This is a genomic window from Bacillus sp. BSL6, assembly GCF_052928345.1.
This window is the reverse complement of sequence record NZ_JAVGCW010000004.1, coordinates 70337-86725: the sequence shown is the minus strand read 5'-3', so window position 1 is coordinate 86725 and position 16389 is coordinate 70337. Positions and strand designations below refer to the sequence as shown.

Sequence of the window (16389 nt, the reverse complement as noted above, 5' to 3'; positions counted from 1 at the left end):
TAAGAACCTAGCTTTACCAAGATAGTTTCAAAATTCCCCATTTCTCATGTATAATACCGTTAAACAATCGAATTCTAAAATCAGTAATGGAGGCATTTAAATGGGTAGTATCGCAAAATTATCACAACAACAATTGAATCCTAAAAACTATTCACAAAAGGATAAAAAACTGAGACGTCGTCTTTTACTAGCAATAGCTTTTATGCTACCTATGATTATTTCCGTCCAAATTTCTCTCTATAAGCAAGAGCAAATGATTAAGGAAAAACAAATTTTACTTAATAACGAAAAGAAAAAACTATCTGAATTAGAAATGCTTGGACGCTATTTTGACAAAGATATTAAAACTTTAACAGAGAGTGAAGAAGGTATTTTAAAATTCGCAAGGAAATTGTATGGATTTTCTAAGCCTAATGAAACTATATTTCAAATAGCTGAATAACCTTCTATTAAATAACTATTTCATTAAAACTTTTCACCTTTTAACTGGACAAACATATGCAATTGTATGGAGATATCCACTCATAAAAATCTACTTTTCTTGTCAAAGAGCATGCTTATATGCGTGCTTGTGTCTCTTGTTATGAAATACAGATTTTTGTATAAAACTGCGCCTCCCTAAAAATGATACATACAATATGATTTGAACCCTTTTTTCTAAATAACTCTTGGTCATAAAGCACCTTCCTCCAAAGGTGCTCTTTAATTTTCAAATAACATTTTTAAGCAATTACGAGAGCGGATTTTATTATGTTGTACAAGCACTACTTCGCTTTATTAAATAAACTATATAGACATCTAAAAGAAAGGAGCTTTAAATTCATATGGCTGATTACTTTTATAAAGATGGTAAAAAGTATTATAAAAACCAATCACATTCGGATCATCAAAAAAATAACTGTTTTGTTGAGACTCATACAATCGGTGGTTCAGGAGAAAATTTAAATGGAAATATACCTATATCTGTTGACCTCCTAAATACCACTCCACAAACAGTATTTGAAGATTTCACCAACAATCACAATAAAACATTAATTCAGTTATTCATTGTCGGTATGAGTGCACCCGTTCAAGTTACTATTCTAACAAGAAGATCTAGCATACCAATTACTACTACATTACAGCCCGTTCAAACAAAAATATTTCAAGTTGAAGATTTTCAAAGTCTTACTCTTACAAAGCAGGAAGGTTCTACTAGCGTAGTTAGTTTATTTATTCAAAAAACATTTTGTATATGCTGTAACGATAATAACGATTCATTTGATGAATATTACCACGAGTGCAATTAATAGATTAAATCACCAAAAGGAGCCTTTATATAAAGTCTTTTTCCTTACACTCCCCTAACCCCCTTTTTTATTGAAAACTCTAAAATACGTTAATACTATAGATACACCATGGTTGAATACGAATGACCATTGTGTTCTTCTTATTCACGGAGCAGTTAGCTTTTGCTAACTGCTCTTGTATTTCGTTCTAGTTCTTGCTTCTTAGAGAACTCTTTAACTGTGTTTTTCCAATTAGTACAAATATCCATTCCCCTGTTCTACAAAATGAAATTTTTACCATGAAAATAATTATTAAATATTTTATATTTATACATTATAATGGAATAGTTATTGTATATTGGCATTAAGAGGAGCGACCTAATTAAGGGCTTCTCTTTTTTTAAAGCATTGTTACTGTAATCTTCCTTTGTATATCTTTTTGATCTGCCGCTTTAGTGAATCCCTCGTATACTGCAAACATTTCAAGAAACTCACTTAAACGCATATCAATAATCGTGTCATCTGTTGTTCTAATATAGAAATACTTAAACTCACCTATGCAATCGTTGTGTAGATAATAATCCTTAATTTCGTAATGGTAGTTGTTAGCTCCCAATACTTCATACAGCTTATTTTTCGTTTCATCTATTTCAAATATCAATAATTACTCCATTTCACTCCCTCGTTTCCTATTAAAATAGCGTTTTGATTAAAAATTCAACTACCGCCCCTAACCCCCCCTACAAATTCGGAACTTTATAGAAATAAATCCTTTATTTTCAATTTAATTATATTAATATATTAAATAATTGGTGTGATAAATTAATGGAACAACTTGACTTTAGTGCTTTAGAACAGCCACTATTTTTGTTAGCACTTCAATTAATTGCATTTGTATTAATCATTTGTATCGTATATGGAATCTTATACAACACCATATTAAAATTAAATATGCCTAAATGGAATGCCCATGCGGTAGCTACGGTATTTTTCCTCGGTAGTGCCTATCAAACTTTTATGAATTTCATTTAAAAACATTTTTCTTTATTTCTCTCTTTTGTTGAGAAATCTATCATTTACCATGCAAGAATGTAGCAGGCAACTTAATTGGTTGCCTGACGTTTTTGCGATTATTTATTTTCAAATAACTATTTTATTAAATTTCACATATATAATCGCTTTCCTATTCACTTGGTAACCTTCATTTCCTATGATTACATTAACCTACTAATAACTAGGTATTGATTATATATCCCATATGAACACCTCAATTTTATTGGCATATACTTTGAAGGAAATAACATTTCACATTAAACATATACCTACAAACTCAGTTGCTAATAATTTATCAAAACTTACTTAACATTTAATTTTTTAAAAGGAGGTATTTATGAGATATAATCGAAAATCTAATCCCAAAAATTCGTGTGATAAATTTCAGCAACCTTGTTTTATTTCTATATCTCCTTGTGATCAAAGTAATTGCTGTACACCTGTTTTTTTCTCGAATTCTCAACAACAAGAATTATTACTCTTAATTGACCAATTAAACCAAGGTATCCTTTCCTTCTTTACCACACCAAATCCGACAAATATACAAATACTCCAATCTGCATTACAGGCATTAAATGATTTATTAATTACAGTACAACCAAATACTCCAAATAGAAATTTAGTTATACGAACTATAAACCAATTAATTAATTCCTTACCTACTGCATCTCTTACTCAAATTTCAGCATTGTTTCAATTTTTATTTCAAAACTTATCTTCACTTATTAGTTGTTCAAATATATCGGATCCACTATTGCAGCAAACATTCAACTTAATTTTACAAGGAATCTTGAATAGTTCGCTATTAAGTAACATCGGGACACCGGGGCCGACTGGAGCCACTGGACCTAGAGGATTTCGTGGACCTAGAGGATTTCCTGGACCTAGAGGAGCTCAGGGTTCTCAAGGAATTCAGGGGCCCGAAGGACCGGAAGGACCTCAAGGTGTGCAAGGAATCCAGGGACCGGAAGGACCAGAAGGGCCTCAAGGAGCTCAGGGTTCTCAAGGAATTCAGGGGCCCGAAGGACCACCAGGACCTCAAGGACCTCAAGGCGTACAAGGAATTCAAGGACCACCAGGACCACCGGGACCGACTGGTTCAGGAACCGGAATGGGAATACCAGGACCACCGGGACCGACTGGACCTCAGGGTATACAAGGGATTCAAGGACCGGAGGGACCGGAAGGGCCCACTGGACCTCAGGGTATACAAGGAATTCAAGGTCTTGAAGGACCAGGAGGAGCCACTGGACCTCAGGGTGTGCAAGGAATTCAAGGACCCACTGGACCTCAAGGTGTGCAAGGAATTCAAGGGCCCGAAGGACCACCAGGACCTACTGGGGAATGTGAGTGTCCAACTGGACCTGCATGTAATTTCCTTGTATATGTTACAAACGCAGGAGCCATCGATGACCCTGCAGATGATACAGTATCAGTGATTAACACCGGAACAAATACTGTAGCCGCTACAATTACTGTAGATAATGCACCTCTTGAAGTAACAGTTTCACCCAATGGGGCTCGTGCTTATGTTACTAATATTTTTTCTGATACCGTTTCTGTTATTGATACTGCTACGAATACTGTTATTGCTACCATTCCTGTTGGAGCTGATCCAATTGGCGTAGCTGTTTCTCCAAATAACACAACTGTTTATGTTGGAAACCACGCGAGTAATGACGTTTCTGTTATTAATGCCGCTACTAACACGGTTATTGATACCATCCCTGTTGGTATCGCTCCGCAAGGAATCACTGTTTCTCCAAATGGAGCCCTTGCATATGTTGCAAACGAATTAAGCAACACAATTTCTGTTATTAATACTGCTACAAACACGGTTATCGCTACCATCCCCGTTGGTATTCGTCCTAGAATAATCGTGTTCACACTAGATGGCACTCGTGCGTATGTCACCAATCAAAACAGCAATACTGTTTCTGTTATTAACACCGCTACCAATGCAGTTATTGCTACAATTAACGTAGGTACAGAACCTGTTGGTATAGATATTACACCGGGTGGAAATCTTATTTACGTTGTAAATAAAGTGAGCAATAATGTATCGGTAATAGATGTGGCGACAAATGCTGTGATTGATACAATTTCTGTTGGTTTATCCCCTGATCAAGTAACCATCATACCTGATGGCACTCTTGCATATGTTACAAATCAAGCTAGTAATACTGTTTCCGCTATTGATATTGCTACGAATACTGTTATCACTAATGTCCCAGTAGGTATCGCTCCAACCGGAATAGCTACTGGAACTATTTGTGAATAAAATAAAGAAAAGAAATTCACAGATAGTTTTTATTAATATCAATAGTATGTGATATTCTTTCTTTAACTACGTTCAAACAACCAGAATAAGCCTCTATATTTTGTCAATATTCCCTTCTGTTTTATCTCAAAGAACCTGCCGAGCAGCTAGCTGTTGTTAGCTGCTCTTTTTCAATAAATTTCAAATTGTAATGAGCTTTATTTCCTGCATTCTTTTCTTTGTATATCAGCTTCCTTGCTTTCCTCTGCTCTAAAACCAAAATAGAGTAATCCGCAAGTAACAAACGAGGGACTAAGATTATACATAATACCAATATCCTTATCCGGTGTGCACGTTTTTTCGCGGTTGTTCTTCTACAACACGTACATTGACATACATAAAGGTCATTCTTTAGTTCAGGATTCTTTTCCATAATCGCTTTAACTTCATTAAATAATGTATTGTAATCCTCATCACGATATTGAAACTGAGCTTGCATGAGTTTGAGTGCACTTCCGCCTCCAAGCGTAACTTTGTTTCTGCTATACTTCTCTCAATTCTTGTTGAAGTGAATCCTTTTCATCAAGAACGCCAATAACCTTTATAAAAGTTAAAAGTAATTACAATATAAAGCACTCCTTTATATCTGTAATGTCATACATTAGAGATATTAAATATGTATTATGTGTTTTATTTATGATTTTTACAATAATTTTACAAAAACCTAAAAAAGAGGTATTGCCCATACATACGTATAGCAATACCTCTTTTCTTTATCCTATTACATCTTTTACTTCTGTATCTACCGGCCACTTTTCTAAAGTATAAGCCATTTCCCAAAATGAATATTCATATTGACTACTTATAATAAAATGCTGTTTCATACGCTTACGATCAGACTCTGTCACCTTTTCAGCTATTGCATCTAATCGTGTAATTTGCTCTTCAACTAATGTTCGGAACCAATCAGATCCATAAGCAGAAATCCATTCGTTATAAATCGGCTCTTCTGGCTGACACTCTTTTAAACGCTCACCAATTTCATAATACAGCCAATAGCAAGGTAAAATTGCTGCAATAATATCGCCTAAATGTCCTTCATACGCAGCACGATACATATGTGAAGTATATGCATATGCAGTTGGAGCAGGGATAAAATTATCTTTTTCTTCTTGTGTAATCCCTAGTTTCTTCGCAAAGTTCTCATGTAAAGATAATTCCGCCTCATATGTATTTTGAGCATGATGTGCCATGCGAGCAGTCGTTTCTAATTCAAGCGCTTTTGCAGCTCCTAATGTTTGTACTCTAGCGAAGTGACTCAAATAATATGAATCTTGAAGCACGTAATAGCGAAAATTAGCTAAATCTAACGTTCCTTCACCGAGTTTTTTTACAAAAGGATGATGAAAACTAGCTTCCCAAATTGAATCTACTTCTTTACGTAATGATTGTGAAAAAGTCATTTGATTCCCTCCAATAATCCATTTCATATAAGTATTTATCCACAGCAATTAACGCTTTATAATAAAAAAACTTTCTTTACAGGCGTAAAGAAAGTGAAATTGACAGTATTTATACATGAAATAGCAATGTCTTTCCCACTTCCCTACGCTGGCATTAACCAGATCAGGTACTAAGAGTCTCAAATTCCAATTTGATCTCAGCCTATAATAGGCCCCCCTAGTGGATAAATATTTTATTTTCGTATCTTATTTATCATAACATACTTCTTGTTACTGTCAAAAGTATTCATAATGCCGCTACTTAAAATCCTTCTTCTTTTCTTACTCTTAATGAAGTTTCAATAATCATATCTAATAGTTTACTATAATGAATTCCCGCTGCATCTGCACTTTTTGGTAGTAAACTTGCTTGTGTCATCCCTGGTAATGTATTAACCTCCATTACATATGGAATACCGTCCTTCACCATCATATCAACCCTTGCATAAACACTACATTTTAATGCTTTATAGCAAGCCAGCGACGCTTTGTTTACACGTTCCTTAAGTTCGGCTGGAAGTTCGATAACTTCTTCAATAGTACCTGCATCATCATATTTCGCATTGTAATCAAAGAACTCAGCCGCATGTCGAATTGAAATGATAGGTAACTGTTTTCCATCAAAAATGGAACATGTAATCTCATCACCTTTAATATACTTTTCTATTACTACTTCAGAATCCCATTCGAACACAGTTTCCAGCATTGAAATTAGTTCGTCTTTATCATAGACAATCTTTACCCCAACACTCGAACCACCAGAGTTTGGTTTTACCACTAATGGAAATCCTAACTTATCTAATTCATCAAGATTTAGATCCTCCATTTTTGTAAGTTCAATCCAATCTGGTGTTTCTATTCCTTCATAACGTAAAATCTTTTTTGACATGTTTTTGTCCATACATATACCGCTAGATAACATATTGCTCCCGCTATAAGGAATACCTAAACTTTCAAGCGTTCCTTGAACTGTCCCATCTTCTCCGTATTTTCCGTGTAATGCGAGCAATGCAAAATCAATGTCTTTCGCTTTTTCGATTAAATCCATTTTTTCATTTAATGTAATTGGTACAATTTCATATTTATTTTTATCTAAATTTGCAATCATTTCATTTCCAGTCATAATGGATACTTGTTTTTCAGAGGATACTCCTCCCATAATAACGCCAATTCTCATTTCCTCAACTCCTAATTTCGTTTTTTATCCCGCATTAACGGGCAGTAAGACCCCCACCTCAAAATGCAGCGGAAGCAATGCAGTTAGGTGGGGGATCAACTGCCCGTAAAAGCCCGATTGGTGAGGGCTAATAATCAGTGGGGGATGCCCCCCCACTGATTAAAGTTTCACTTTATTGTATCACCGATTATTTTGATTCCCCGAACTATTTCTTCTTCTTTCAAACGTGAAAATCCTAATCGAAACGTGTTCGCTCCTCCTCCATCAGAATAAAACACATCTCCAGGAGAAAAAGTAACCCCTTGCTCATAACACTTTTGCAAAAGTGTACGGGCATGAATTTTTTCTTCTAACTCTATAAATAAATGAAGTCCACCATCACCGGTCATTCTTTGAAACGGAATGTACTCGTTACACGCCCCAACAGCTAACTCATATTTTTTCTTATAAACAGACCTTGCCTTTTTTAAATATTTTTCAAAATATCCTTCATGTAAATATTGAAAAAGAACAGCTTGATCTAAAGTAGATGTGTGAATCGTTCTTGCTCTTTTCACACTTTCTAAATAATGAATTAGTTCTTTATCTGCAATGATCCAGCCTACACGCAAGCCAGGGAAAAGTACCTTTGAAAAGCTACTAATATAAATCACATTATTACCAGCACCAGCAAAAGTTAATAATGGTGCTAAATGTGAACCTGAATAACGTAACTCTTCATTAAATCCATCTTCTATAATAGGAATCTTATATTTTGAAAATAATCTCATCAATTCCGTTCTTTTCTCTGAACTCGTCACAATGCCGGTTGGATTATGATAGGAAGGAATTAAATACGCAAAATCAAACTCTTTTTCACGCAAGCTTTTTTCAACTTGATTCGTATCAATACCATCTTCATTCATATCAATACCATGAACTTCAAGGCCGTGTAAGCGGAATAGCTTCAGCGCAGCATGGTGAGTTGGATTCTCACAAATAACTCGACCTGATTTCTTTGACAACGAGGATATTACAATGTCTAATCCTTCTGTAAATCCATTTGTAATTAAAATATCTTTGTTCGATATATCTACACCTTTCATTTCCATATAATGAAGTAGATAATTCATTAACGGTCTATAACCTTTTGCGTATCCATAGTTTAATACGACATCACCTTCAATGGACATACGAGTAAGAAAAGCTCTTTTGAAATTTTCCACATCAAATAGCTTTTCATCCGGAGCGATGCTGTTAAAAACAATCATTCCTTTTTCCCAGCGAACACCATGTTTCATTAAATCTAATTCATCAGCTAATAAGGTAACTGTATTAAGTTTATTTTTCCAATCTATTTCAACAGACGAAGTGTTCGATATATCAACCTTCGCAACAAAATTTCCTTTTCCTTTAACTGCATAAATGAGCCCTTCTTGCTCTAAATCTGCATAAGCAGCGAGTACAGTGTTTCTGCTTACACTAAGTAATTCACTTAGTTCCCTTGTTGAGGGAATTTTTTGATTCCCAAGCAAATGCCCTTTCATAATCATCTTCTTTAAATAATCTTTTAATTGAATATAAACGGGACGATCTTTCACAACTTTAAAATCTTTAAACAAATTCTTACCCCCTGCAATTATTTTTGCATATTTATTTCATTCTCAAAAGGTCCACTGCATAGGTATTTTTTATAAAGGGCGGTACGGTTTTATAAAATACAACTTTAATCAATTATTAACTTTACTCCCCGTTAATACGTGACAAATCTTTACGATATAAATTAATTATATCTTTTAAAGCTGCTGCTGCGGCTCCGCGTGGATTTGATGCACCACCAATTGTAGTAACTTGGCCCATCGTATCTGTAAAGAACGTAATCCCTTTTTCTGTCCCATTTACATTTGCTAGCGGATGATCTTTATTTATTTCTTGTGGTTCCACATGAAGAACCACTTTACCATCCTTATCCTTATATGCTGAAGCTATTAATTTAATATATTTATTATGTTCTTTAGCATTTCGAATTTGTTGTTGTGTAACATGTTCGATTCCTTTTATATGTAAATCGGTAAGCGTATTTTCTGTTCCCATTAAACTGTTTGTCAAAAGTAACAATTTACACGCACTATCAGAACCACTTACATCTAATATTGGGTTCGTTTCAGCAATTCCTTTACTTTGCGCTTCTTTCAGTGCTTCTTCAAATGTAATATCTTCCTCATTCATTTTCGAAAGAATATAATTTGTTGTCCCGTTTAATATTCCTTCTATTTTTTCAATATGGCAACCAGCTAAACTAAATTGACCAATATCAAGTGTTGGTAATGCCGCAGCAGTTGCCCCACTGTAGCGAATTCGTACATTTGCGATTTTTGCAGCTTCATTTATTTCTCTCCAGTTTGTAACTAGCGCACCTTTTGAAATTGCTACTATATCCATTTTTTTCTCAATCGCTTGTTTTATATATCTCTTCCCTGGATTTCCATCTTTAAGGTTTGTAACTGTTGATTCTACCAGCACTGTACCACTTATGTTATCTGTTGCACGTTCCTCTGGATGATGTTCAATATATTTTTCAATTGCACAGCTACCACCACCATATCTTAATAAATGATGAATAGATAATCCATCTTCATTATGTATTGCAACATTTCTGCCTAATACGCCACTTACAACTAACTCTATACCATATGTTTCATATATATATGAACATTTTTCATGTAGTAATTTTATAAACTCTCTTCCTACTGTTCCATATCCTGATAGTACAACTTTAATTTTCATAATATCCCCCCATATTTTTCTACCAAATCCCTCTTTCAATATAATATAAAGCGCCCTCGAATTCCATCGAGAGCGCTTTATTATTACCTATTTCGGTAAACGTGATAACTTTTCAGCAATTGCTCTATAAAACTCTTGAATGCTAGAAAAACCTAACGTGTCTGAAACACTAAGTCCTACCATGTCGAGATGATCCCAATTTGCTTTCGTTTCGATATGATTCCATTTCCCAATCTGTAATGACTCGTTATTATTTACAGTAGCATTAGAAGAAGGTGCAATCATAGAACTTGTATTTACTACACCATCATTTTGCCACCAAGTAGTATCAATTAATGGACGATTTTCTTCATACCTTGCATAGGAACCTAAGAAAAATGCATTCCCCATTAACACTTTATTCATCGTTATATGAGGAAAATGTAAACCCGTTATAGGTGCCGCTTGTGATGCATGTCCACTATAGGATAAGTAATACACATTCGGTTGCGTCTTTACCCAATTATTTAACTCCTTTGCACCATCTGTACTTAAATCCCATTGACTTATATCTTTTGTATTTTTCCAAATTGAACTATTTAGAATACGATTACTGTATTGGAAAAAGGACTCTCCAGTATTCTTTTTTAACCCCCATTGATCCAATTTAAAATCATATAGTGATAAATTATCGTTTCCTCCAAAACTTGCAGCTGTAATGAGTAAATCTTTAACGAACGGTAGTAGAAGACTACCATCCGCAAGTGTTGTACCGTTGTGAGGAGTTGCTAATGTTGTAACACTATGAACATATGATTTCTCGCCCTCAAATAGTGGTGATATTTTGTTGTTTGGGTGATTTTTCACATAATTTTTTTCTTCAAAACTGCCTTCTTTTAATAGCTGTACTAATGTTCTAATCGTTTGTCCACCCATGCTATGCCCAACTAAATGAACTTTATTTGTTTCACTCCAATTCGGCGCAAAACCACTATAAGTTCTGCCAAAACGATTATGTCCATGTTTCTCAGCATGTGCGGCACCGTAGTCTACTATTCCACCGTTAATTTGGGCATATAATTCACATGCACGATCCCAGTTACTAGAAACTGGCCCAACAGCTGCGGTATGAACTGTATAACCATTGCGTTTCAAATCTTCCTGTATATCATGAACACCACCCCAATATTTAACCCCTAGCATTTCCTCTCTACCCCATCCAGCAAATCCATTCACTAATATGATCGGATAATTATTTTGTTGTCTCTCTTCAGCATATGTTATTTTCGCTACCAATGAACAAACAGCCACTAATGCAAAAAAACATATTTTTAAAAATAACTTCCCCATACTTTCTCCCCCCTAATAAAACGTTTACATTTTTTTGCTATACAGCATGCTTTAATAACTTAAACATAATGTAAAGTATTTTATATACGTTGTATATATAGAAAACATATACAAATGTTGATAAATATTTACTTTTTACAATACAACTTGTAAATCTGTTTATTTGAATTTATAATTAGATATAGTTTCCTCATGTTAAAAAGATTTAAAAACCATAAGAAAACTAATCTCATTGCTTCAAAAGGAGGAAAAATCATGAAAATCGGATCAAATATTCATACATTGTCTCAACCTACTAAAATAACTCCATCTAATCTTGAGCATAATACTATCTCTTCTACTAAACTTGAAAGTAAGAAAGTAACTGATCCCATCAAGTTCGATATTCGTTCATCCGAAAAAGAAATGAAACAGCCAGAGCATAAATTTAACGAATTAGATTTATGGAAGATGTTAAAAGATAAAGGTGTTCCTTTATGGATCATCCTTGAAATGCTACAAAAAGTTCGTAAAGAAAAAGAAGCTCAAAATAATTCGGCTCAAAATACTAATGCGATTGAGGAAACAAACGAGACTCGATTAAATGAAGTAATGTAATCTTTTTTATATGAATAGTCTATAAAATAAAAAGAGTTCAAGCTTGATAAAGTTTCTATCAAGCTCGAACTCTTTTTTAAGATTTTTCTCCAATCGTTACAAACTGAAAAGATACTTCTCCTTCCAAACCTTTAATTAGCTTTTTTACTTTGATATTTTCGTTAACCAATGCATTATCTGTCGACATTTTAGGTTTTTCGTCACCTATAGATTTTTTAAATTGAAGAAGATGCATTTTTGTTTCATTTGCTTTTATTTTCTCATATACATTGTTTTTCGATACAATTACATACCATTGTGCTGGATAAATACGCTTGTTACCTATCCAAGCGTCACTATTGTATATGACAGGAATCTCTTTCCCTTCTAGTTTAATACTTTTCAAAGTCTTTTCGTCGTCTTGTGCAAACAGTAGCGAACCCTCTTTTGGAAATTTTGGTAACGTATTTACAGGTATATAATTAGAGCCATTGTCTCTTTCACGAAAAACTTTAGCTTTAATCAATGCTTGTGCTGTAGACTCATTTAAAATTAATACCTGCCCATTTCCAAATTTACCTTTTTTTACAGAAAACACTTCATTTTCTTTCGTAATTTCCTGATAACGATTAATAATTGGTGAAATTTTATTTTCATCTCCAATGATTAATATACCGTTTGCAGGAAATAGATTCTCCTTTTTAGAACATGCACTAAAACTTATTAATAATAGTATCATTAACATAAAAATAGTTAGAGTTCTTTTCATCGCGTTTCCTTTCATCATACAATTGATTTTTCACATACTTTCATATAGTCTTACAAGCTAATAAACTCTATTGATCCATAACCTTATAAAGCTTTTGCAGGTAACGCCAACGGGTTATAAAGAAATATAAAACTTGTATACAAATAAATGAAATTAAAATTACGATAGAACTATTCATAATAGAAAAATCGAGTAATTGTTGTAATGCCATATAAGCGACTACGGTATGTATCACTGCAATGATAATCGGTAAGAAGAACATTAATAATAACTGTCTCGTTACAACTTTCTTTAGCTCTCGTTTACCTAATCCCATTTTCGAAATCATTTTATATTGCTGTTGATCACGATCCAAATCCGTATATAATCGGAAATAGATAAAACTAGCAGCGAATGTAAAGAAGACGATTCCGACTAAAACACTTGCCATAAGTAATAGTCCATTCGTTTGCTTCGCACTTAACAAATCTAGAGTTAAAGCTCGAAATTGAAAACTACCTTCTTCTTTCGCGAATGTACTAATTAATTCGTTTGAAATTCTCTTCGTTTTTATCCAATCGTCTACAACAAATCCGTAAGTACGATATGGAATATGAATATTATTTGGATCACTAGTAATAGGTATTTCATCATATACTTGATCCTGAACAGCGATATATATTTTTCTAGTATCATGTGGTAAAACTAAATTTTCTACAGCTTTTTCCACTTGAAATGTCTTTGTCCATTCACCTTGAATGACTTCTATACTTTTTTTATAGTCGCCATTTTTAAATTCGTGTTTTTGTGATACGACTCCAGGAATTAATAAAATTTCACCTTCATTTTCAATTGTTTCTTGTTGATATCCAAGTACTTTAGCAAGATCGTTATATTCGCTTAACTTCATTACAATTACATTACTTTCTGTGTATATATATGAAGCTGAAGCCATTCGATATGGAATATTAGCATCAGCAAGATGTTTTTTTATAATAGAAAGATTTTTATTTAATGCTTTGTCGTTTTCAAAATCCCCATATAAAAATGTATACGGATTTGTCATCCTTACTAAATCTTTACTTCCAATTGCAGCTGTTGTACCAATCGCTGTAAATGCAACTGCTGAAACAATAGAAACTATAAAAAACATTGTTGCATTATCTTTCATACGGTAAATTAATTCAGAAATCGTTAATATATTTGTTCTCTTTAAAAAGAAAGATTCTCTCCTTTTAGCAAGATGTAATATATACACGCTACACTGTGTATATAAAAAGTACGTTCCTATAATTACTAGTAGGACACCCATTCCGAGTGTAGTAAAACTGGAATTTGAAATGAAGCGAAATACTGAGAAATATCCATATCCTATACTAATTAAAGAAAGCAGTGATAATAAAATTGAAGATTTCGGCTCAGGTTTTGGTTTTTCCTCTGCTCGAATAAGTTCCACAAGTTCCGTTATTTTTACCATTTTAAATGTAAATAGTGAAACAATGAAAAATAAGAAAAGAAAAGTGATAATTGTTAATAATACAGCCTTCACTGGTGTATAAAAAGGCAAACCATTATTAATCATTAATACACTTGCGCTTATCAATAAGACTAGTTTAGAAAATATGAGTCCAATGAAAATCCCTATACAAATTGAACCAAATCCAATCAACATATTTTCAATTAATAATAATTTCTTAAATTGTCTCATTGACATACCTTGCATCATTAATATACCAAATTCTTTCTTACGAGTTTTTAAAAATGAACTAACTGAATATAGAATAAAGAAAAATGAAAATACAAAAATCAAACCTTGCGAAATTGTAAATCCCATCGTACCATATGCACTTATTGTTGCACTTGTTGATTTTAATTCCCCTTGTAAATCAGGATGAAATAATAAAAGAGCATATGTAAAGAAAATCATAATAGAAAATGCACTACTTAAAAAATGAGCAGCATATGTACGCTTATTTCGAAAAATATTATTAAATGCGAACTGACGAAAAGTCATGACTTTTCCCTCCTAACAAAGAAAGGACATCCATAATCTTTTGATAAAATGCTTGCCTACTTTCACCACAATAAATTTCATTATATAGTTGACCATCTTTAATAAAGATTACTCGGCTGCAAAAACTCGCTGCATACGGATCATGAGTAACTAACATCATCGTAGCTTTTTCTTGTTTATTTAGAGTATCAAGCATCTCCATTACATCATTTGAAGATTTAGAGTCTAAATTCCCTGTAGGTTCATCTGCGAGTAATAATTGCGGCTTATGAACGATTGCGCGAGCGATTGCCGTTCTTTGAGCTTGTCCCCCTGATATTTCAAACGTTCTTTTATTTAATATTTCTGTAATGTTTAATTTCTCTGCAATTTCTTCCACTCGTTTGTTCATTTCTTTCACAGAAACACCATCTAAAGTCATTGGCAATACGATGTTTTCTTTTACAGTAAGTGTGCTAAGAAGATTAAATGATTGAAAAACAAATCCTAATTGTTTTCTGCGGAATAACGCTAAATCTTCTGATGATAATTGGAAAGGATTTGTGCCATTTATTAAAATTTCTCCAGATGATGGAGAATCAATAGTAGATACCATATTTAATAACGTTGTTTTCCCACTACCAGATGGCCCCATAATCCCTACAAATTCACCTTCTTGAATTGATAAATCAATATCAACTAATGCCTTATAAGGTACTTTCCCTTTATATACTTTACTAATACTTTTTGCATGTAAAATTTCCATGTATATTCTCCCTTCATTTGCACGTCTCATAACAGAGTGTAAATGAATTGTCTTACAGCTCATATTGATTCGTCTTTCATTTATCTTACACGCTTGTAAGGTTTCTGAAAAAACTGATAACACAACTATTTTCAAACTAAAAGTAACACATAACTATCTTATAATAATTGTATAGTAGCAGGAAATACAAAGTATATGAAACCTTTATTATATAAAGTGAAACTTTAATCAGTGGGGGTTTTCTTCATCCCCCACCAAACTTCTTTGCTTTCGCTGAATTTTCAGGTGGGGGTCTTACTGCCCATTAAAGTGGGATAAATGAGAAAAGACCGATTGCTTTATCGGTCTTTTACTACTCAACGTTATATTTTTATCCACTCAGATTTTCTCAATATATAATGATTATATATTTGATTTTCTATCCTCTGTTGGCACTTATAAATAAATCCGCATTTTTCAATAACTTTATTTGATGCTACATTGTTAATTAAAGCAATTGCGTTAAGAACATCTACATTTGTTTTTTCAAACAAATAGTTAATCAGTCCTTTTGTTGCTTTCGTTGCATAACCATTATTATGATATTCACTTGAAACTGCATACATAATTTCTCTGTTCGGTGCAGGGAGTTCATCTTTCATACCTGTGCAGCACCATCCAATAAATTCATTTGTGGTTTTCTTAAATATTCCTAGTTTCAATATGTGATCATCTATGTTAGTCGTAATTCTCACTGCATGAAGAAACGCTTTATTTTCTAGTATCTCATAATTTACAACCCAATTAATCCTTTGTTCTTTCGTTGATTTCCAGTCTGGCAAAAATTTTTCTACTTCCGGTTGATTGGATATGTTATAAATACTCTCTGCATCTTCGACTGTAAACTCTTGTAGGTATATTTCTCCACAATCTATTCTAAATAAATTAGTCACACTCTCTTCCCCCATGTTA

14 protein-coding genes, 1 pseudogene and 1 riboswitch are annotated in these 16389 nt (G+C 33.4%); of the genes and pseudogenes, 5 read left to right on the top strand and 10 right to left on the bottom strand.

Annotated features, from left to right (window positions below; genetic code table 11):
- Positions 1-100: 100 nt before the first annotated feature.
- Positions 101-442, top strand: a complete 342-nt coding sequence (locus RCJ96_RS14490; protein WP_074608756.1) for a septum formation initiator family protein — start codon at positions 101-103, stop codon at positions 440-442.
- A 382-nt stretch (positions 443-824) separates the two neighbouring features.
- On the top strand, positions 825-1289 hold the full coding sequence (locus RCJ96_RS14485; protein WP_074608758.1) for an exosporium protein D: 465 nt from the start codon (positions 825-827) through the stop codon (positions 1287-1289).
- 390 nt (positions 1290-1679) lie between these two features.
- Here RCJ96_RS14485 and RCJ96_RS14480 read toward each other — a convergent pair.
- Positions 1680-1929: pseudogene (locus RCJ96_RS14480) on the bottom strand (hypothetical protein).
- A 164-nt stretch (positions 1930-2093) separates the two neighbouring features.
- On the opposite strand from RCJ96_RS14480, the gene RCJ96_RS14475 reads away from it, so the two are divergent.
- Both RCJ96_RS14475 and RCJ96_RS14470 read left to right on the top strand, forming a co-directional pair.
- Positions 2094-2300, top strand: a complete 207-nt coding sequence (locus RCJ96_RS14475; RefSeq protein ID WP_074608760.1) for a hypothetical protein — start codon at positions 2094-2096, stop codon at positions 2298-2300.
- A gap of 358 nt (positions 2301-2658) precedes the next feature.
- Positions 2659-4602, top strand: a complete 1944-nt coding sequence (locus tag RCJ96_RS14470) for a YVTN family beta-propeller repeat protein (RefSeq protein ID WP_416504513.1) — start codon at positions 2659-2661, stop codon at positions 4600-4602.
- Between the two features lie 752 nt (positions 4603-5354).
- Here RCJ96_RS14470 and tenA read toward each other — a convergent pair.
- The 5 genes from tenA to RCJ96_RS14445 form a co-directional block, all read right to left on the bottom strand.
- Positions 5355-6044 carry a thiaminase II gene (gene tenA, locus RCJ96_RS14465; protein ID WP_000144490.1) on the bottom strand — a complete coding sequence of 230 codons (690 nt, stop codon included), beginning with the start codon at positions 6042-6044 and terminating at the stop codon, positions 5355-5357.
- Positions 6045-6167: 123 nt separating this feature from the next.
- Positions 6168-6273, bottom strand: a riboswitch (TPP riboswitch).
- A gap of 72 nt (positions 6274-6345) precedes the next feature.
- Positions 6346-7260: a D-alanine--D-alanine ligase gene (gene ddlB / locus RCJ96_RS14460; RefSeq protein ID WP_416504512.1), complete on the bottom strand. Its 915-nt coding sequence runs from the start codon at positions 7258-7260 to the stop codon at positions 6346-6348.
- 167 nt (positions 7261-7427) lie between these two features.
- Positions 7428-8861, bottom strand: a complete 1434-nt coding sequence (pdxR, locus tag RCJ96_RS14455) for a MocR-like pyridoxine biosynthesis transcription factor PdxR (protein ID WP_242303869.1) — start codon at positions 8859-8861, stop codon at positions 7428-7430.
- A gap of 121 nt (positions 8862-8982) precedes the next feature.
- Positions 8983-10026 (bottom strand): homoserine dehydrogenase, encoded by a 1044-nt coding sequence (locus RCJ96_RS14450; RefSeq protein WP_070172271.1) that lies wholly within the window; start codon positions 10024-10026, stop codon positions 8983-8985.
- An 87-nt stretch (positions 10027-10113) separates the two neighbouring features.
- Positions 10114-11355, bottom strand: coding sequence for an esterase/lipase family protein (locus tag RCJ96_RS14445; protein ID WP_416504510.1), 1242 nt, complete (start codon positions 11353-11355; stop codon positions 10114-10116).
- A 255-nt stretch (positions 11356-11610) separates the two neighbouring features.
- Here RCJ96_RS14445 and RCJ96_RS14440 point away from each other — a divergent pair, with 255 nt between their 5' ends.
- Positions 11611-11952, top strand: coding sequence for a DUF3914 domain-containing protein (locus tag RCJ96_RS14440; RefSeq protein WP_242303871.1), 342 nt, complete (start codon positions 11611-11613; stop codon positions 11950-11952).
- 76 nt (positions 11953-12028) lie between these two features.
- Here RCJ96_RS14440 and RCJ96_RS14435 read toward each other — a convergent pair whose 3' ends face one another.
- From RCJ96_RS14435 to RCJ96_RS14420, 4 genes are all read right to left on the bottom strand, one after another.
- Positions 12029-12700, bottom strand: a complete 672-nt coding sequence (locus RCJ96_RS14435; protein ID WP_074608819.1) for a lipoprotein BA_5634 family protein — start codon at positions 12698-12700, stop codon at positions 12029-12031.
- A 67-nt stretch (positions 12701-12767) separates the two neighbouring features.
- Positions 12768-14693, bottom strand: coding sequence for an ABC transporter permease (locus tag RCJ96_RS14430; RefSeq protein WP_074608771.1), 1926 nt, complete (start codon positions 14691-14693; stop codon positions 12768-12770).
- Positions 14668-15438, bottom strand: a complete 771-nt coding sequence (locus RCJ96_RS14425) for an ABC transporter ATP-binding protein (RefSeq protein WP_074608773.1) — start codon at positions 15436-15438, stop codon at positions 14668-14670. The genes RCJ96_RS14430 and RCJ96_RS14425 overlap by 26 nt, the downstream gene beginning before the upstream one ends.
- A gap of 362 nt (positions 15439-15800) precedes the next feature.
- Complete coding sequence (locus RCJ96_RS14420) at positions 15801-16385, bottom strand: GNAT family N-acetyltransferase (protein ID WP_416504509.1); 585 nt, start codon at positions 16383-16385, stop codon at positions 15801-15803.
- Positions 16386-16389: the final 4 nt, after the last annotated feature.